This window comes from Bacillota bacterium, assembly GCA_040754315.1.
Lineage (GTDB): Bacteria > Bacillota > Sulfobacillia > DUSP01 > JBFMCS01 > JBFMCS01.
The window spans coordinates 1-18454 of sequence record JBFMCS010000047.1 but is presented as its reverse complement, the minus strand read 5'-3'; the positions used below and the strand labels follow the sequence as shown (position 1 = coordinate 18454).

The following is an 18454-nucleotide window of genomic DNA, read 5'->3' as shown; positions in this document are numbered from 1 at the left end:
AGAAAGCCTCAGGGCCGCGCTCTTGCCGGTAGCGCCTGATCTCAGTGAGGTTCTTCTTGTTCCAATAGGGAATGACCGTTCTTCGTGCAGATCCCTTCCAGTTCTAGTCCGAGTCGCGTGGAGGCTGCCACCACATCTTGCACTGACGAAGCCTCTACCTCCAGGCAAATGCCGCAGCTGGAACTCATGGTGCGAGGTACCGGCCTAAGGGTCACGGGAATCCCGTACTCCTTCAGAAGCCTTTCAGCCCTAAGAGCCCAATAGGTCGAAGGGAAGGTGACATAGGCCAGATCCTGGGTCATTGGCCAGTCTCCTGGTCGGGGTCTAGCCTGGCCCCGGCCTCCAGCAGGAAGTTGAGGAACTCTTCCAGGGTGCCTGAGGCGGAGAATCCGAGGTAAGAACCGTAGATCTTGCGCCGAACCCTGAGCCCGTCCAGGGGCAGGACGGCCAGGGTGGCCGCCCGCTTCGCGCGGTTGGCCGCCCAGCGGGAGACGAAGGCGAGGCCCGCCCCGGCCTCCACAGCGGCCACTACGGCCTGGGTGTTGCCCAGTTCCAATGTTCTCCGGAGCCTTGACACCGCAGATCCAAGCGCATCCTCAAGGACCTGCCGGGTCGCGGAGCCCTGTTCCCTCCAGATGAATACCTCCCCCTCAATGTCTTGGAGGCAGACTTGCTCCCTGGTGCTGAGGGCATGGCAAAGGGGTGCGATGAGTACAAGCTCATCATCGAAGAGCGCGTGAGTGGCAACTCCAGGGAGGTTTAGGGGGATGCCGGTGAGTGCGAGGTCGACCTCGCCGTGCAAGAGCCTAGATCCCACTTCCCGGGTGTCGTGGATCGTTATGTTCACAAGCACGTTAGGATGGCGAGACATGAAGGGGCCCACCAGGAGGGGGAGAATGTACTGGCCCGGGACGGTGCTGGCTCCCACCATAAGGGTCCGAGGAGTGGCATGCTCTATGGCTCCCATGGCCTCTTGCAGGTTGCGGTAGGCCTCCAGAACGGACAGGGCATGCCGGAAGAGCACCTCTCCGGCCGGCGTCAGGACGCACTGCCTCACTGGCTGCTGGAACAACTGCATCCCGTACTGGGACTGCAGGGAGGCGATTTGCTTGCTGACAGCGGGCTGGGAGAGGTTGAGGATCCCGGCGGCGCGGGAGAAGCTCCTAAGCTGAACCACCGCAACAAGGGTCTTGAACTTCTCCAGCAAGTCCTCGCACCTCCCCTCCAGGTTGCAGGGTAAGCGGGTCGCCTATAATTATGCATCAACTCCCCTGTCCAGGCAAGGGCAGGGGTTTCACCCCTCAAGACGGCTACAATTGTGCCGGTTATGCAGGCCGACAGCAAATGGGCAGTTGCGACCACTCCGGCTAAACCGGTAAAGAGACTCACCCAGGTAGGACTGTAAATTGTCATGTAAGTACAACTACAGGCCCTGCCCAGGGGGAAGACTCCCTGGACAAGATTGATAGTCATTTCCCTCAATCTCAATGACGTAGGCGTCCCCCTCAGGCCGGGTCTCAACCTTGAAGCCCTTCCGGGTGGCCACCCGGATAACGTTGTCCCTGGCGACCTCCGTATCGACCCAAACCGATACGGGCTTACCCTGGCTCTTTCTTAACGCGTCCATAGTAAGGAGTACCGGTTGTGGGCAGGAAAGTCCCCTGGCGTTAATCCTGATTGCGTCCAGTTCAGATCACCCCCACGTCAGTTCGCCTGAGGAAGTACCCCACGATAATGCAGAATGCCAGGCCAATAATCACTGCAGCCGGCCCGTAGGGGCCAGTTCCAGCAGCGGAGCTGGCCAGGGACATGTTGTGGGCAAAGCCCGCTCCCACCAGCATGCCCAGGACGAATAGCGAGGCGTCGGCGTCCCCCTCCCCGGACAGGACCAGCTGCCTGCCTGGGCAACCGCCCGCCAGGGTGAAGGCGAGCCCCGCCAGGAGCATGCCCAGGAAGTTCCACAGGTGGGATGTATGGGCTATGGGCTGGCCTTCAAAGCCCCACCTGAACTGTCCAAACAGAAGGTTAAGGACGAACGCAGTCACCACCATGGCAATTACGCCGCCCAGAAGGTGGAAGTCCTTCACCAAAATGATGTCCCGCAGCGCCCCAACCGTGCAGAACCGGCTTCGCTGAGCGAGTGCCCCGACAGATAGTCCTGCGATGAGAGAAGCCACGATGGGTGCGTGCTGGGAGCCGGGTCCCTGCAGGCTTGCAAAGATGGGGCCAGCGGGCTTTCCGTCCACCCTCCCAAACTGGGGTGACGCGATGAGCAGGACCAGCAATATAGCCATGAGGGCAGGCATCATCCAGGCTGTGCGCGGGTCATTCCTCTGGGCGCGCCCCAGGGTGAATCCGGACTTGAGGAACGCCACACCTACCCAAACCCCGGCACCCAGACCCAATAGACCAAGAATCGCATTGGCATCCCCGGCGGAAAGGCGAAGCAGCGCTCTCCAGGGACAACCCAGGAACACTAGGGCGCCCACCATGGCAAAGAACCCCAGGAAGAAACGGACCAAGGGCGCCGAGCCTCCCCGGGCGCGAAACTCCCTTCCCATAAGAGAGCTGGCCGTAGAACCCAGCACGAAACCGATAATCTCCGGCCTCAGGTACTGTACCATTGGTGCCCTGTGGAGCCCCAGGGCGCCGGAAATGTCCCTGAGCATGCAGGCAACACAGATCCCCATGTTCCCAGGATTGCCCAGGCGTTGCAGCAGGATTGCCAAGGCACCGGTGGCTGCACCCACTAATACCAGCGACCTAGTCGAAGTACCCAGCGATTACACCTCCTTTGGAAGCGAATATCCGATAAGTGGTTTCCACACGAAAACCCAAGTTCCTTCATGCAAACTATGACACATGGTTATGAAGAACACAGGCAAGCCTGTCGGGAACGGCTAGGCGCGGTTACGGGGCTCCGAGGGGGCCAGCCCTGAGACCCTCCTGAAAAACCTGGTAATGCCCAGCCCTAACAAAAAACCAAGGGATTGGGGCCTCTGGGTGGGTGATTGCGTGTACGTACGTGCGTGCGTGCGTGCGTGTATACACTGGTCCACCTGGATGCTATAATGTAAAGGACAAGTCAATATGCACGGCCAGGCGCCTTCGAGGCGCAAGGGAATCAGGTAAGATGCCTGAGCGGTCCCGCCACTGTATCCACGAGCCCACGGCTTAGTACCACTGCTCCCCCGGAGCGGGAAGGTGCCGGGATGGGCGATGACTGGGAGCCAGGAAACCTTACTGGTGGTCGCGTACTTGAACCTTCGAGGTAGAGGGGAGGTACGCATGGCGAGGGAATGAGAGCATTCACCAGCGTCGTGTGAGAGAAGCCCGGCCTACCGGCCGGGTTCAGATTTTCTAAGGAGGATTCTGTCATGATGAGAAGCATTGCCATTGTGCTCCTGGCGGCCATTGCAGTGTTCACGGCGGCGATCTGGATAGGAGGAAGGCGCGCGGAGACTCCTGCGGCCACACCGGGGGAGGAGCTGGAGGGCTACCCGCTGAGGATTGTAGACGACATGGGAAGGGAGACGGTGCTTCCCAGCATGCCCCAGCGCATCGTCTCCCTGGCCCCCAGTAATACCGAGATACTCTTTGCTTTGGGTGCGGGAGACCGCGTTGTAGGTGTCACAGACTACTGCGACTTCCCCGGGGAGGTGCAGGGCATCGATAAGGTGGGAGGGTTCGCTGACCCATCGGTTGAGGTCATAGTGTCCCTCCAGCCGGACCTGGTGCTGGCTACGAGTATGCACCAGCAGCAGGTCGAGCAGCTGGATAGCCTGGGGGTTAAGGTGATGGTGCTTTTCCCCAAGGATATAGATGATGTCCTTCGCAGCATACGCATGGTGGGCGAGGCCATTGGAGGCGAACAACAGGCCCAGGCCCTGGTGGAGACCACCAGGGGCCGGATCGAGGCTGTCACTGAGCGCCTTGAGACGGTGGAGGCGAGGCCCCTGGTTTACTATGAGGTGTTCTCAGACCCTCTTATGAGCGCTGGCCCGGGCACCCTCATTCACCAGCTCATACAGGCCGGTGGAGGCATAAACATGGCTGGTGATGCCGACACTGACTACCCTCAGTACAGTGCCGAGGCAGTGATTGACAGGAATCCCGACGTCATCATCTTCCCGGCCTACCACGGTACAGACGCCCTCACGGAGGAACAGCTCCTGGCACGGCCAGGTTGGCAGGAAATCGGCGCCCTGAAGAACCGCAGGTATCATAGCATAGATGCGAATATCATCTCGCGGCCAGGTCCTCGTATAGCCGAGGCTGTGGAGATCCTGGCAACGATGCTACACCCGGAACTCTTCCAGTGACCTCTCAGGGGAGGCATAGATGAAGACTCGTCTTAGACGCGACGTGCCCAAGGGGAGGTTCGGGGGCACCCAGGTTATCATCGCTGCAGCCCTTGCACTGCTGGTTAGTGTGTTCCTTGGTGTGACCATTGGTGCTGTGCGGGTGTCCGTGGCAGAGGTCCTAGGCATACTCGCAAGAGATATCCTAGGCATAGGGGTGGGGCCTAGCCACGTCTTCCGAGAGCCCGAGGGCTTAAAGGCCTCCATAATCCTGCAGATACGCTTGCCCCGGGTGGTACTGTCTGGACTGGTGGGAGCCTCACTGGCAGTGGCGGGGGCCACCTTCCAGGGCATCTTCCGAAACCCCATGGCAGACCCCTTCGTCATAGGGGTTTCTTCCGGTGCCTCCCTCGGGGCGGTGCTCGCCATCGTCCTGGGTCTTCAGGCTGGGTTCCTGGGGCTGGGGGCGGTACCTCTGATGGCCTTCACCGGCGCTCTCGGATCAATCCTGCTGGTGTACAGCATATCCCGGGTGCAGGGCCGCCTTCCGGTGCTAACCATGCTTCTTGCAGGTATTGCCGTGGGCTCCTTCCTGTCTGCCCTGGTTTCCCTAGCTGTGTACTTCTCAAACCAGCAGATCCACCAGGTGGTGTTCTGGCTGATGGGCGGGTTCAGCGGCGCCACGTGGCAATACGTGAGACTCGCGGTGCCCTACGTAGCAGTAGGGTGCGCTGCCTGCCTGGTCTATGCGCGGGATCTGAATGCTATGGTACTGGGGGAGGATACTGCGGTGCACCTGGGCGTCGATACGGAGTGGGTCAAGAGGGCACTTCTTGGAGCTGCATCCCTGTTGACAGCCACCGCGGTGGCTACCAGCGGGCTCATCGGCTTCGTTGGCCTGATAGTGCCCCATGTTATAAGGCTTGTGGCCGGGCCTGACCACAGGGTGCTTATTCCCGCTTCCGCCCTGGCCGGAGCCGCCTTCCTGGTTACGGCGGACGCCATGGCCAGGACGGTCATAGCGCCAACAGAACTCCCGGTGGGCATCCTGACATCCATGTTTGGAGGCCCCTTCTTCATCTACCTCCTGAGGAGAAGGAAAAACTTGGCGTACTTCGGGAGCCCAGGTGGGGAATAGGGCAGGATTAGCCTGGGAGGCCCACCTTACAGGGCAGGTGAGACACTAGCGTGCTGGCCCTGGAGATCGCCGCGGCCTATCTTCTGGATTGCGTTGTGGGGGACCCCCGGTGGTTTCCCCACCCGGTCCGGGGCATGGGATGGCTTGTGAAGAAGGCCGAGCGACATCTCAGGCCGAGTCTTACGCGGCCCGCGCAGGTTGTGGCGGGGGGCTTGGTTTCCCTTGTCGTGATAGGCCTAAGCTACGGCCTTACCCTGGCTGCCAGCCTGTGGGCCGTGCGTGGTGGGGAGCCTGCCGTGGGATTTGCCGCAAACACGGTTCTCTTGTGGCTTGTTATGTCCACAAGGGATCTGGCGGATCACGCCAACCGGGTACTGGCAAGTCTTAGGCGGGGCGACCTTGAAGGGGCTAGGCTTGAGGTGTCTCACATCGTAGGCCGGGACACTGCCTGCCTGGATGAGCCGGGGGTGTCCAGAGCAGCCGTTGAGGCCGTTGCCGAGAGCCTCTCCGACGGTGTGGTGGCTCCCTTGTTCTACGCAGCACTTGGAGGGCCGGCCTTGGCCATGGCCTACAAGGCCGTGAACACCCTGGACTCAATGATAGGACATAAGGACTCTACATACCTCTACTTCGGGCGGGTGGCAGCCCGTTTGGACGATGTGGCGAACTACGTGCCCGCAAGGGTTACCGCATTCCTGCTGGCCCTGGCAGGGTCTACGACCCCGGCAGAAGGCCGCAGGGCGCTGGCAACGATGTTCAGGGACGGCTCAAGACATCCTAGCCCCAACAGTGGCTACCCGGAGGCAGCCATGGCCGGCCTTCTGGACGTCCGGCTAGGTGGGGTGAACCACTACAGGGGCGTTCCTTCGGAAAGACCCGGAATCCGCCTGGAGGGCGCTGTCGCCCGGGCGGGGGATGTGTCTAGGGCGGTGAGAGCTATGAGACGGGCTAGCCTGGCGGCGGTGCTCCTGGCCATAATCACCAGGAGTCTTTAGGGGGCTCGCAGGATGGGATTGACATGCTCAAGGGGAGTTTCGGCTTTCGGGGAGGCGCGGGCTCCTGGCACGTGTGGGGAGCTGGTGCAGGGTCGCATCGGTAGCCAGGACTTCCTGGTAACCTGCCCGGTAAACCTCTATTCCACGGCCCGGGTAGAGCTGCGAGGCCTTACCGCCAGGGCTCTGGGCTCCAGCTACCCAGACCCGTGCATTGATGTGCGGTGGGGCGTGCCTGGGGAGGGCTGGAAGACCCGACTGGCGGTGGCACGGACCCTTGAGTTCCTGGGCTTTACTGCCGGTGAGGTGTGGGTGGAAGTGGATTCGCCCATTCCTGTGTCCAAGGGGATGGCTAGCAGCAGCGCTGACATCTCAGCCGCCAGCTGGGCAACCGCCCTGGCCCTGGGGGTCCCCATCACACCCTGGCAGGTGGCCAGGGTTGCGCTGTCTATCGAGCCCACTGACGGGGTTATGTTCCAAGGCTGCGTTATCTTCGATCACAGGCGGGGCAGGTGCGTTCACAGCCTGGGGCAACCCCCGCCCATGAGGGCGCTGGTGGTGGAAACGGGGGGAGAGGTAGATACCTTGCACTTCAACGCCCGTGAGGACCTGGGCCGCCTTAACGCCGCCAAGGAGCACTGGGTCGGGCTCGCCCTCACCGCCGTTGTCCGCGGGGTTTTGCAGTCTCACCCAGCCCTAGTGGCCTGGGGGGCCACCGCAAGTGCCATGGCCCACCAGGCGGTCCTGGAGAAGCGACTGCTAGAGGAGCTGGTGGCCGCAACGGCGCCTGTGGGCGCCCTGGGTGTCAGCGTAGCTCATAGTGGCAGTGTCATAGGGGTGCTGCTTCCATGTGACGGTCCCGTTGAGGCCTTGGCCAGGACCGTAGAGAGGGTGGGCGCCGGCAAACCACTGGGGGTGTATAACCTGGTAGGGGGAGGGGTGAGGGATGGATCACGGGGGTAACCTGTGGCGCTCCGGTAGGATCCAGGAGGGCCTCTTGGACTTCAGCGCAAGCATCAACCCCCTGGGACCTCCGGGTCATGTCATGGAGGCCCTGCAGTCTCACCTCGGGGTGGTGAAGTACTACCCCGAACCTAACGCGAGTGCACTGAGGGCGAGGATCGCCCAGATCCACGGGGTGGAACCCGGTAGGGTTATCGTGGGGAACGGGTCTTCCGAGCTGCTGTTCCTCTTTTTTGGTGTAGTAGGGCCGGCTCTCGGCCTTGTGGTGAACCCGACCTTCAGCGAATACGCCAGGGCATGTTCGGCGTCAGGGGGTACCCCCCTGAGTTATATCTCAAAAAATCGCGCATTTCCAGCGGATCTTCGCGATGTGGCAAAGGCATCCCAGGGGATAAAGGCGGTGTGCCTGTGTAACCCAAACAACCCCACCGGTGCCCTCATAGCCGGGGATTCCGTCCGCTGGCTCGCCAGCGCCTTGCAGGACAGGGATACCTGGCTGGTGCTGGATGAGGCCTTCATGGATTTCGTGGTGCCTGAGATGCGCCAGGGTCTACTGGGGCCAATGGAGCGGGTGCCCGGGAACGTGTTTCTTCTCCGCTCCTTCACCAAGATGTTCTCCATACCCGGGCTTCGCCTGGGATGGGGCATAGGCCCCCCGGGTCTTATAGGGATGATGGAGAAAAGAAGGGATCCGTGGAGCGTCAACAGCCTTGCCCAGGTTGCCGGGCTTGCCTGCCTTGAGGATGCATCCTACTCTGACCACGTGGCTCGCTACATCCATAGAGCCAGGGAGGACCTGGGGCGGCGCCTGGAAGGGATAGATGGGATCAGGGTTTGGCCGTCCCTTGCTAACTTCCTCTTGTGCGAGATCACCCGGGGAGGAATAGGGTCGGCGGACATCGTAAGGGCCATGGCAGCCCGGAGGATACTTGTGAGGGATGCCTCCACCTTCCCCGGGCTCGGGGAAGGATACTTCAGGGTTGCAGTGCTAACCCCTGAGATGAACGGGGTGCTGGCAGCTGAGCTGGCCGAGGTCATGGAGGGCCTTGCCTCGAAGGGAGTGGCCAAGAAACCATGGAATGCCGGAGCCTGATGGTACAGGGAACCTCATCCAATGTGGGAAAGAGTCTTCTTTGCACAGGACTGTGCCGCCTCTTTATGCAGGATGGCTTCAAGGTTGCCCCCTTCAAGTCCCAGAACATGTCCCTGAACTCCTACGTTACCAGGGATGGGCTGGAGATAGGGAGGGCTCAGGGGATCCAGGCAGAGGCCAGCGGTGTGGAGGCCACGGCCGACATGAACCCCATTCTCCTAAAACCCAGCTCAGGGCAGAAGGCCCAGGTGGTGGTGATGGGGAAGCCCATCGGCCACATGGGGGCCATGAGGTACCGGGAGGAGTATGTGCCAAAGGCACTGGGGATCGTAAGGGAGGCCCTGGCCCGCCTGCGCTCCCACTACGATATCCTGGTTATCGAGGGGGCCGGCAGCCCCGCTGAGGTTAACCTCAGGGACCGTGATATTGCCAACATGGAGGTGGCAAGGCTGGCGGAGGCTCCAGTGATCCTGGTGGGGGATGTGGATCGAGGGGGTGCACTGGCGTCCATCGTTGGCACGCTGGAGCTCTTGCAGCCCTGGGAGCGCCAGAGGGTTAAGGGATTTGTCCTTAACAAGTTCCGGGGAGACCTGAGCCTTCTTGAGCCAGGGATCAGGTTCCTGGAGCACCGTACCGGAGTGCCCTGCCTTGGGGTTGTGCCCTACCTGCCGGGGCACGGGATCGACGCTGAGGACTCAGTCGCCCTGGTGGAACGGTCCCAGGTCAAAGCGGCTGGTAATGAACTGCGCGTTGCAGTGCTTCAACTTCCCCTGATCTCGAACTTCACCGATTTTGACCCTCTTGAGCGTGAGCCTGGTGTCCTGGTGCGTTACGTGAAAGACGGAGAGCCCATAGGGGCCTGCGATGTCCTGATCATACCAGGGACAAAGGCTACTGTCTCTGACCTTGAGTACCTGAGGACCTACGGCTATCACCGGCAGATCCTGGCCATTGCCAAGGAGGGCACGGTAGTCCTGGGGGTATGCGGGGGATACCAGATGCTGGGCCAGTGGATCTACGACGAAGACGGTGTGGAATCTGACCAGAAGGCCGTGGCAGGACTAGGGCTGCTGGATACGGTGACGCACTTTGCTCCCGAGAAGGTGACGGTAAGGGTCTGCGGCAGGGTCGTCACAAACCGCGGCATCTTCTCTCTGGAGGGGTGCCGCGTGAGCGGGTATGAGATACACATGGGGAGAACAGAAAGGGGGGCCTGTGATCCCTTTCTCAGGATAAGCCAGCGGGCCGGGCGGCCAGTGGAGGACTTCGACGGGGCAGTGAACCCTGGAGGGAATGTTGCCGGCACCTATGTCCACGGCCTCTTTGATGACCCCAGCTTCCGCCAGGGCTTTGTTAAGGCTATTAGAGCCCAGCGGGGCTTGGAACCGCCGGGATCGGTGAAGACGGGTCAGGACGCTGGGGAGCGCTTCGATGCGCTGGGAGCCGCATTGAGAAGGCACCTGGATATCGAGGCAATCTACAATCTGTTAGGGCTTGAACCAGGCCGCTAGGGCGTCGCTGCCCTGCGGGGTTTATGTGCAGTCTGGCTTTGGGGTATAATGGTACCAGTCAGTCGCCCTGTGGGGGTGTCTGTCTTGAAGAGGGCCATTTTGATCCTGGCACTCCTTTTCTCCATCACGTTGCCCGGGTGCGCGAGAGGAGTCTCGGATGAAGCCACCCGGCCCTTGGTGGTGACCTCCATCTATCCCCTCGCGGATGTGGTCCGCCAGCTCGCGGGTGAAGATGTTGAAGTTATCTGTCTAATGCCCCCTGGCGCTAGCCCTCACACCTTCGAACCGACCCCGGGGCAGATCAGCCGTGCACATCGAGCGGACCTCATCGTGGCGGTGGGCGCTGGCCTTGACAACTGGCTGGTTGAGCCCCTCGTTCAAGGCGGGCCTTTAGTGGTAATAACCGAGGGAGTACCCCTGAAGCCTGCGCGGGAACCCCACGACCACGAGGACTCCCATGACCCCGAAGGGAACGGCGATCCTCACATATGGCTGGATCCGGTCATGGTGAGAGACGTGATAGCACCAAGGATCTCGTCAGCTCTAGAAACCGTCTATCCTGGGGACTCAGCTCGCATGGACGAGAGGCTCAAGGCGTTTCACCAGTCCATGGATGCCCTTGACTTGGAGGTTGGCCGGGTATTGGAGCCATTCAGGGGCGCCAGGTTCGTGTCTTTCCACCCGGCCTGGGACTACTTCGCCGCCAGGTACGGTCTGGAGGACGTGGGACCCATCGCCCAGTTTCCCGGTCAGGAGCCGTCCGCTAGGTACCTGGCGGACTTGGCCAGTACTTGCTCAGCGAAGGGGGTCAGGGTGGTCGTGGCCGAACCCCAGCTTAACCCACAGGCTGCCAAGGTTATTGCCGAGGAAATCAACGGAAGTGTGGTGATCCTGGACCCGCTGGGTGGGCCCAGCGTGGAGGGGCGTGATACCTACCAGGAGATTGTCCGCTACAACGCTAACGTTTTGGCCGGTGCCTTGGGGAAGGGGGAAGCGGAGTGAGGGCCGGGGATACGGTGATCGAGGTGAGGAACCTCTCCGTTGCCTTCAACGGCTGCGTTGTGCTGGAGCATGTGACCTTCCAGGTTACTCGAGGGACCCTGGTGGGGCTACTTGGCCCCAACGGGGCTGGCAAGACAACGCTTCTGAAGACCATCATGGGGTTGGTGAAGCCTTCATCAGGCCAGGTGCGTCTCCTGGGCATGGAGGCGAATGGCTCGCGGCAGGTAGCGGGGAGAGTAGGCTACGTGCCCCAGGCGCCCACCATCGACAGGGGCTTTCCCTTATCCGTCTTGGATGTAGTGTTGATGGGCAGGCTCAGTGCCAGCCGTGTCGGGCAACGGCTGAACTCGGGGGATCGCGACGCCGCAATCAATGCACTTGAACATGTGGATATGCTCGATTACGCCCATACAGCCATAGGCAGGCTTTCCGGGGGGCAACAGCAGCGGGTGCTCTTGGCCCGGGCACTGGTCAGAGCGCCCGAGGTGCTTCTCCTGGACGAACCCGGTACTGCTCTTGACACAAACTCCAAGGACAGGCTCTACTACCTCCTTGCCCGGCTGAAGATGGAGAAGAACCTGACTTCCATCGTGGTGTCCCACGATATAGCTCCCGTGCTGGCCTATGCGGATGAGGTGATCTGCGTGGACAGGACCCTTCATGTACACGCCAACACATCGGAGATCCGCAGTAATCCTGAGCTGTACAGGTCGTGCCGGTGCAACTTCCAGCTGTGGAGCTGCTCCGCAGACAGGGAGGAACTGCGTACTTGAACGCCATGCTCACCTATTCCTTCATGCAACGGGCGTTCCTGGCTGCCATCCTGCTCGGGGGTCTTTGTTCCCTAGTGGGCTTCTTTGTTGTCCTGCGGAGGCTGAGCTTCGTTACGGTGGGCCTGTCCCATGCAGCGTTTGGCGGTGTAGCCTTAGGCATCCTGCTGGGGGTTAGTCCAGTGCTCTCAGGGGGTGTCTTTACCACCCTTGTGGCCCTGGCCACCGGTACTGTTAGTTCCAGGACCAGGATCAGTGAGGACACGGTTATCGGTGTGTTCTTTTCCTCGAGCATGGCGCTGGGCGTGGTGTTGCTGGGATTGGCCGGTGGCTACCAGGCCGATATCTTTGGCTACCTGTTCGGCAACATACTGGCGATCGGGAGGGAGGATCTCTGGACACTGGGTGTCGCGGGGCTGGCGGTGACCGGGTTCATCCTGTACTTCTTCAAAGAACTGCTGGCCTTGTGTTTTGATGAGGAAATGGCCAGGGCACAGGGCCTGCCGGTGACCCCCCTGTACTTGGGGCTTCTGGTGTCAGTGGCTGTCACTGTGATTGTTAGCGTGAGGTTGGTTGGGGTGATCCTTGCCTCTGCCCTCCTGGTCATACCCGCAGCAACCGGCCTGGCATTATCCTGCAACTATCGCATGGTACTGGTCCTCGCCCTTGCCTCGGCCTTGGGAAGCGGCCTTACTGGCCTTGTCCTCTCGTACTGGTATGACCTGGCTTCCGGCGCCACCATCGTTATCTGCGCTACCCTGGTATTCCTGCTGGCATCCGGCATCCGCATGGGAAGGGCAAGGCGGGCTGCTCGTTCGACCCCGCCGGGCGAAGGGGGCATATCCCGGGATCAGGGCCCTTGATCCCTTGGTGTACCGTGCCCGTGGCCAGGCCGGACCTGCAAATAGTGGCAAAATCTGGCAGGAAGATGGCGGCTGGTGTCGAAGATCCCTTGAGTGAGTTACCGGAAAGGGAAAGGACTGCCGGCTTCCTTAGGGGCGCTTGCCCTGGGCTACGGTGCCGGCATACTCCTGGCCAGTGAAGACCTCGCGGCAACGGGGTGGCTGCTTCTGGCCATTACTTCAGCTGGCGGGGCGTTGCTGTTATGGCGGTCACGCCCAAGGGGAGCAGTCATGGTTTTCCTTGCCCTTCTCCTTGGGGTTGGCCGGTGTGAACTGGTGCGCTATGCTGACAGGGAGTTTTGGCTTAGCGGCGATACGCTGCGCCTCCAAGGAAGGCTGGAGGGTGAAGTAACCAACCGGGGTGAATGGAACGAGGCCATCCTGAAGGTTGCCGGGGTGGGCCCTCGAGTCCTCGTCCGCGGTGCCATTCCCCAGACTGTTGAGCCCAGTAGCGAAGTCTTGGTTGAAGGTGTTATCCGCAGGCCCAAAGGGGCCACTAATCCCGGGCAGTTCGACTATGCCATGTACCTGCGTTCGAGGGGGATAGGCTGGATCATGACCCCCTCCGAAGGAGGCATGCAGGTGCTGTCGCCCTCGCGGTTCCCTGCGGGTGCCGTAGCTAGGGCGCGCGTGGCCATGAAGGCCTCGTTGAAAAGGGCTTTGCCGGCCGAAGCTTACGCGGTGTATGCTGGGATGGTCTTTGGGGATAAAGCCTCTCTGGAGCCAGACCTAAGGCGTGACATGTCCAGGGCGGGATTAGGTCACCTGCTGGCCGTGTCTGGGCTGCATGTGGGTTTTGTGGTGGCCTTTGGCCTGGCAGTGTGTCGCTGCGTGCGGGTGGGGGATCCCTGGAAGGCCCTCATCACGGGGCTCCTGACCGTGGGCTATTGCCTGCTGGTGGGGATGTCCCCCTCGGTGGTCCGGGCTACCGCCATGGCCCTCTGCCACCTCGGGCGTTCCTCTCGTCTTGCCCCTCGCAGCTCCTTTGATGCCCTGGGCCTGGCTGGAATACTCGTGCTGACCCTTAGACCTTTTGGCCTATTTGACCCGGGGTTTCAGCTTTCCTTCACGGCCACGTGGGGGCTACTTGCCCTTTCCAAGCGGTTCACTATGCTGATACCGCTCTTGCCGGTGCCTGTCAAAACCCTCCTAGCTGTGACTATGAGTGCCCAGGTTGCCGCGTTGCCGATCACCCTTCGCCACTTCGGCTTCGTCCCCGTTATCTCCCTCTTAACGAACCCGCTGGTGCTCCCGGCCGCAGGTTTCATGGTGATTTACGGGCTGGCCCTGGCAACACTGGGGCTGGTGCTGGACCTGCCTTGGTGGGTTAGCTGGCCTGGCTTCGCAGCCGCCGGGCTTCTTGAGGCCGTAGCCAAGACCGCGGGTTCGTGGGACACTGGCGTTGCTGGCGGGCTTCCGTTGCCTTCCTGGGCCACCGCGCTTGCATGGCTTGTGTTCTTGTCACGATGGGCTGCCGGTCGCCGCAAAGCCTGGCTATGGGGGGCTGTCTGCCTGGTCTTCCTTGGCCTGCCGGGCCTAGCCAGGGCACTGCAGCGGGATGTAACCCTCACAGCCCTGGACGTAGGCCACGGTGACGCCATAGTCATAACCCTTCCGGGGGGCAGGCAGGTGCTGGTCGATGGCGGCGCGGGAGGCCAGGCTGGGGCAAGCGACACGGGGCTCTCAGTCGTGGTTCCATACCTCCGCAACGCCCGGGCAGGGCAGGTGGAGGCGGTGTTTCTGAGCCATCCCCACGACGACCACATAGGCGGGCTGTTCAGCGTGGTCCAAAACATCAGGGTCCAGAATCTCTTCGTTGCGGCATGCCACAGGGCAGACCCGGCAGTTGACGCACTAGTCCGGGCTGCTACCGCCAGAGGGGTCAGGGTTACGTCGCTGAGCTCGGGCGACGTCATCAGCCTTGGAGATGGGGTAAGATTGGCGGTCCTCCATCCTCCCGAACAGGTTCCCCAATGGTGGAGTCCAAACGAATCCTCCATGGTGCTCAGGCTCGAGCTGAACAGCCTAGCCATCCTCCTCACCGGCGACGTGGAGGGGGAGGGGGAACGAGCCCTGCTTTCCAGGGGCCCACCCCCTGCGGCAATATTGAAGGTAAGCCATCATGGGTCGCGCCTAGCCTCAAGCGAGGCATTCTTAGAGACGGTAAAGCCGTCCCTGGCTATCATATCCACGGGGAAAAACACCGCTGGGCATCCCCACCCCGACCTCATTGAGAGACTCACCTCTCGGGGCGTAAAGGTGCTCCGCACAGACCAGGAAGGAGCCACCACTATCGTGGTATGCGCGCAACAAGCGACATATAGCGTCAGGGTAACCGGGCAGTGGGGAAGAGGTCTTTCCTGGCGAGAGAGTCTCCTGGCAAGACTGCTGCTGGACTAGGGCCTGGCGGTGACGTGGCGGGGGCTCAAGTATGGTATAATTGCAGGCGGAAACGGGGTGAGTTGTTGATTTCCAAGGGCAATCCTGAACGTGTGGTGGTCCTGGCAGTAGAGACTACCGCCGACAGGCTCGAGCCAGAGGACATCGCAGAAATGGAGAGACTGGTGGAGTCCGCAGGCGGAGTGGTAGTACACACCGCCATCCAGCGCCGGCAGTCAAGAGATCCAGGGTTCCTGGTGGGCAAGGGCAAGATCCACGAGCTGGCGGGTGTTCTTGAGGCTTTAGAGACTGAGATGGTGGTCGTGGCCTGTGACTTGAGCGCGGCCCAGGCGCGCAACATTGAGGCGGCCCTGGGAGCCAAGGTGATCGACAGGACCCAGCTCATCATGGACATTTTCGCGCAGCGAGCCCAGACCAGAGAGGGCAAGCTTCAAGTAGAGCTGGCCCAGCTCCTATACCTTCTGCCGAGGCTTTCCGGAAAGGGCGTTGCCCTGTCAAGGCTGGGAGGCGGGATCGGTACCCGGGGGCCCGGGGAGACAAAGCTCGAGGCCGATCGCAGGACCATCAGGAGAAGGATTGCAGACCTCAATGCTGAGATAGAGGCAGTGGGAAGGCACCGGTCACTCCATAGGAGGAGTCGCCGGAGTGTCCCGCTGCCTGTGTGTGCCCTGGTGGGTTATACTAATGCTGGGAAGTCCAGCCTGCTACGGGCGTTGACAGGCGCACAGGTGGTTGTTGAGGACCGGCTCTTCGCCACGCTGGACCCCACTACACGAAAGGTAGCGCTACCGAACAGGCAGGAGTTGTTGCTCACCGATACCGTGGGGTTCATACGGCACCTCCCGCCCCACCTGGTCGCTGCCTTCCGGGCCACCCTGGAGGAGGTTATAGAGGCTGACCTCTTGGTTCACGTGGTGGATGTATCCGACCAGGGGCTGGAGCGCCAGGTTGCCGCCGTGAACGAGATCCTCGAGAGCCTTGGGGTTCACGGTAAACCAATGGTGACCGCACTGAACAAGATCGACCTCCTGGATGGCGGGATAATGCGTGAGGCACTCATTGGGCAGTTCCCTAATGCGGTGGCAGTTTCCGCCCTCACAGGCCAAGGCTTCGAGGGACTGCTGGAGGCCTTCCAGCGCCTGCTGGCTCCCAGCAGGGTCACGATCCGCCTCCGGATCCCCTATGGCAACGGGGACGTGCTCAGCACCATCCGGCGAGGCGGCGTGGTACACGAGGAGGTGTATCACGACGATTGCGTGGAGATTCTCGCCGAGATAGACAGGGTCTTGGCTGATAGGATGGAGATGAGATTGGGGGAGGGGCAGTGTGAACGAGGCGCTGTGGCGTCAATGGATGAAGGACTACGGCATAAGCGGGCGGTGGATTGATGAAGCTAAGGCCGCGTTGCTGGCTGTCGAGCCTTGCTGGAGGCTGGTGGAAGACACTGCCTCCGTCAACCGAGCGCGAGTCCTAAGAGCGTTTCAAAGGGCTCAGGTTACTGAGAGGGACTTCTTTCCAACCACTGGGTACGGGTACGGAGACTCTGGCAGGTCCCGCCTGGAACAGGTCTACGCCGAGGTGTTCGGCGGGGAGAGTGCCCTGGTGCGCTGGCAGGTTTGTTGCGGTACCCATGCAATCAGCCTTTGCCTTGCGGGGTTGCTGAAGGCTGGCGATACGCTGGTGGCCGCCTCGGGAAAACCCTACGACACGCTCCATCCGGTAATCGAGGACCTGCGCGACCGGGGCGTTCACTACCGGGAGGTCGACCTGTTTTGGCAGAATGGGCAGAATGGGGGAGAGGGGAACGTCGAAGACATCAGGGGTGCCACGATGGTGCTCGTCCAGCGATCGGCGGGCTACACGTTCAGGCCTGGCATTAGCATTGAGAGGCTTGAGAAGGCCATAAAAGCCATGAGGCGTGTGGCTCCCCAGGCCGTGTACTTCGTGGACAACTGCTATGGTGAGTTCACTGAGGAAAGGGAACCCCTCCATGTGGGAGCGGATCTCATAGCTGGATCACTCATGAAGAACCCCGGAGGGGGCATAGCTCCCACGGGCGGTTACGTTGTAGGCAGGTCTTCGCTAGTGGAGAAGGCAGCAGTACGATTAACCGCACCTGGTCTCGGTTCCGCGGTTGGTCCATCCCTCGGCTTTCTGAGGTTGATGTTCCAGGGTCTGTTCCTGGCGCCGGGGAGCGTGAGAGAGGCGCTTCAAGGGGCTGTGTTCGCGGGGAGATTCTTTCAAGAGTTGGGTTTTGATGTGTGCCCCGCCTGGGATGAGCCTCGCAGTGACATTATACAGGCAATTAAGCTGGGAAGCCCCGCGGCCCTCTTGGCCTTCTGCGAAGCCGTTCAACAAGCCTCACCCGTGGATTCCATGGCCAAGCCTCAACCCGGCGCGATGCCAGGCTATCAACACGAGGTCGTCATGGCAGCAGGCACCTTTGTGCAAGGCGCTACACTTGAATTGTCGGCCGATGCCCCCTTGAGACCGCCCTTTGCCGTCTATATGCAGGGAGGCCTTGCCCGGGAGCAGAATATCCTGGCATGCCTCCTGGCAGCCCAGCGCCTGTCACTACAGGCGTCTTAACAGCCCTACAACCTTTCCCAGAACATGGACCTCCCGAGTGAGAATGGGCTCCATATAGTCATTCTCCGGCTGCAGTCTAACACTGTCACCCTCTGTGTAGAACCTCTTTACCGTCGCCTCGTCGCCCAGCAGGGCGACCACGATATCCCGGTTCACCGCGTCAGACTGTCTCCTGACGATCACGTAGTCCCCGTGAAGAATGCCGGCATTTACCATACTGTCTCCCTGAACCCTCAGGAGGAACGACTCACCCCCGCTGGTGAAGTCGGCGGGCAGGGGGAGCGTGTCCTCAATGTTTTCTTCCGCAAACAGGGGTTGGCCGGCCGCCACCTGCCCGACGAGGGGAACGCAGACAACACGCTTCCTCGGACCGCGTTCATCCTCCAGCGAGATGGTCCGAGGCTTGTCGGGGTCCCAATCGATGTACCCCGCTGACCTTAGCTTGCTCAAGTGGGCATGGACTGTGGATGTGGACCGCAGGCCGAGCGCTCTCCCGATCTCCCTTACTGACGGGGGATACCCCCTCTCCTTGATGCTGAGCCTGATGAACTCGAGCACTTGCTGCTGCCTGCGCGTGAGTTGATTCAAGGCCTGCCCTCCTCTTGGGATTATTCACGGCCATTATAGCATGTGACTCGGGGGAGAAGCAAACAAATGTTTGCATAGGGGTGCACGACAATTATGTGATTCACTATTTACTGCTGTTATTTTTTGCGCTATTCTGGAGGTAATAATACATCCAGGAGAGGGTGGCTTATGTCTTTCGAGGAGGAACGTCTGGAAGCGGAACGGG

The 18454-nt window shown here is 61.0% G+C and carries 17 protein-coding genes and 1 riboswitch; of the genes, 12 read left to right on the top strand and 5 right to left on the bottom strand.

Features of this window, described 5'->3' with window-relative positions; all coding sequences use genetic code 11:
- Positions 1–41: 41 nt before the first annotated feature.
- The 4 genes from AB1576_09710 to yedE form a co-directional block, all read right to left on the bottom strand.
- A complete protein-coding gene (locus tag AB1576_09710) occupies positions 42–302 on the bottom strand; it encodes a DUF3343 domain-containing protein (protein ID MEW6082031.1) in 261 nt (86 codons plus the stop codon).
- Positions 299–1207 (bottom strand): LysR family transcriptional regulator, encoded by a 909-nt coding sequence (locus AB1576_09705; protein ID MEW6082030.1) that lies wholly within the window; start codon positions 1205–1207, stop codon positions 299–301. The genes AB1576_09710 and AB1576_09705 overlap by 4 nt, the downstream gene beginning before the upstream one ends.
- 216 nt (positions 1208–1423) lie before the next feature.
- Positions 1424–1672 carry a sulfurtransferase TusA family protein gene (locus AB1576_09700; protein ID MEW6082029.1) on the bottom strand — a complete coding sequence of 83 codons (249 nt, stop codon included), beginning with the start codon at positions 1670–1672 and terminating at the stop codon, positions 1424–1426.
- A 16-nt stretch (positions 1673–1688) separates the two neighbouring features.
- On the bottom strand, positions 1689–2750 hold the full coding sequence (yedE, locus tag AB1576_09695; protein ID MEW6082028.1) for a YedE family putative selenium transporter: 1062 nt from the start codon (positions 2748–2750) through the stop codon (positions 1689–1691).
- A 333-nt stretch (positions 2751–3083) separates the two neighbouring features.
- A riboswitch (cobalamin riboswitch) is annotated at positions 3084–3262 on the top strand.
- 115 nt (positions 3263–3377) lie between these two features.
- Between yedE and AB1576_09690 the strand changes: the two genes are divergently transcribed.
- The 12 genes from AB1576_09690 to AB1576_09635 all read left to right on the top strand — a co-directional run bounded on the left by AB1576_09690 (position 3378) and on the right by AB1576_09635 (position 17661).
- Positions 3378–4322: a cobalamin-binding protein gene (locus AB1576_09690; GenBank protein MEW6082027.1), complete on the top strand. Its 945-nt coding sequence runs from the start codon at positions 3378–3380 to the stop codon at positions 4320–4322.
- A 19-nt stretch (positions 4323–4341) separates the two neighbouring features.
- A complete protein-coding gene (locus AB1576_09685) occupies positions 4342–5439 on the top strand; it encodes an iron chelate uptake ABC transporter family permease subunit (GenBank protein ID MEW6082026.1) in 1098 nt (365 codons plus the stop codon).
- Positions 5440–5489: 50 nt separating this feature from the next.
- Positions 5490–6434, top strand: a complete 945-nt coding sequence (gene cbiB, locus AB1576_09680) for an adenosylcobinamide-phosphate synthase CbiB (GenBank protein ID MEW6082025.1) — start codon at positions 5490–5492, stop codon at positions 6432–6434.
- A 12-nt stretch (positions 6435–6446) separates the two neighbouring features.
- Positions 6447–7394: a GHMP kinase gene (locus tag AB1576_09675; protein MEW6082024.1), complete on the top strand. Its 948-nt coding sequence runs from the start codon at positions 6447–6449 to the stop codon at positions 7392–7394.
- Positions 7378–8487: a threonine-phosphate decarboxylase gene (locus AB1576_09670; GenBank protein ID MEW6082023.1), complete on the top strand. Its 1110-nt coding sequence runs from the start codon at positions 7378–7380 to the stop codon at positions 8485–8487. The genes AB1576_09675 and AB1576_09670 overlap by 17 nt, the downstream gene beginning before the upstream one ends.
- Entirely contained in the window at positions 8469–9998 is a 1530-nt protein-coding gene (locus tag AB1576_09665; GenBank protein ID MEW6082022.1) for a cobyric acid synthase, read from the top strand. The genes AB1576_09670 and AB1576_09665 overlap by 19 nt, the downstream gene beginning before the upstream one ends.
- Before the next feature lie 84 nt (positions 9999–10082).
- A complete protein-coding gene (locus AB1576_09660; protein MEW6082021.1) occupies positions 10083–11000 on the top strand; it encodes a metal ABC transporter substrate-binding protein in 918 nt (305 codons plus the stop codon).
- A complete protein-coding gene (locus tag AB1576_09655; GenBank protein MEW6082020.1) occupies positions 10997–11773 on the top strand; it encodes a metal ABC transporter ATP-binding protein in 777 nt (258 codons plus the stop codon). The genes AB1576_09660 and AB1576_09655 overlap by 4 nt, the downstream gene beginning before the upstream one ends.
- A 5-nt stretch (positions 11774–11778) precedes the next feature.
- The gene (locus AB1576_09650; protein MEW6082019.1) at positions 11779–12633 is read left to right on the top strand and encodes a metal ABC transporter permease; all 855 of its coding nucleotides are present in this window, start codon (positions 11779–11781) and stop codon (positions 12631–12633) included.
- 93 nt (positions 12634–12726) lie between these two features.
- The gene (locus AB1576_09645) at positions 12727–15072 is read left to right on the top strand and encodes a DNA internalization-related competence protein ComEC/Rec2 (protein MEW6082018.1); all 2346 of its coding nucleotides are present in this window, start codon (positions 12727–12729) and stop codon (positions 15070–15072) included.
- 65 nt (positions 15073–15137) lie between these two features.
- Positions 15138–16460, top strand: a complete 1323-nt coding sequence (hflX, locus tag AB1576_09640) for a GTPase HflX (protein MEW6082017.1) — start codon at positions 15138–15140, stop codon at positions 16458–16460.
- Positions 16399–17661, top strand: coding sequence for a methionine gamma-lyase family protein (locus AB1576_09635; protein MEW6082016.1), 1263 nt, complete (start codon positions 16399–16401; stop codon positions 17659–17661). The genes hflX and AB1576_09635 overlap by 62 nt, the downstream gene beginning before the upstream one ends.
- On the opposite strand, the gene lexA is transcribed toward AB1576_09635, so the two are convergent.
- Positions 17647–18249 (bottom strand): transcriptional repressor LexA, encoded by a 603-nt coding sequence (gene lexA / locus AB1576_09630; protein MEW6082015.1) that lies wholly within the window; start codon positions 18247–18249, stop codon positions 17647–17649. The two genes, AB1576_09635 and lexA, sit on opposite strands and share 15 nt — an antisense overlap.
- Positions 18250–18454 lie beyond the last annotated feature (205 nt).

Bases quoted from the DNA above. Each gene is read 5' to 3' on its own strand.
- AB1576_09665 (MEW6082022.1), top strand. From the start codon at position 8,469: ATGGAATGCCGGAGCCTGATGGTACAGGGAACCTCATCCAATGTGGGA.
- AB1576_09650 (MEW6082019.1), top strand. From the start codon at position 11,779: ATGCTCACCTATTCCTTCATGCAACGGGCGTTCCTGGCTGCCATCCTG.
- AB1576_09675 (MEW6082024.1), top strand. From the start codon at position 6,447: ATGGGATTGACATGCTCAAGGGGAGTTTCGGCTTTCGGGGAGGCGCGG.
- AB1576_09685 (MEW6082026.1), top strand. From the start codon at position 4,342: ATGAAGACTCGTCTTAGACGCGACGTGCCCAAGGGGAGGTTCGGGGGC.
- AB1576_09690 (MEW6082027.1), top strand. From the start codon at position 3,378: ATGATGAGAAGCATTGCCATTGTGCTCCTGGCGGCCATTGCAGTGTTC.
- AB1576_09670 (MEW6082023.1), top strand. From the start codon at position 7,378: ATGGATCACGGGGGTAACCTGTGGCGCTCCGGTAGGATCCAGGAGGGC.
- AB1576_09710 (MEW6082031.1), bottom strand. From the start codon at position 302: ATGACCCAGGATCTGGCCTATGTCACCTTCCCTTCGACCTATTGGGCT.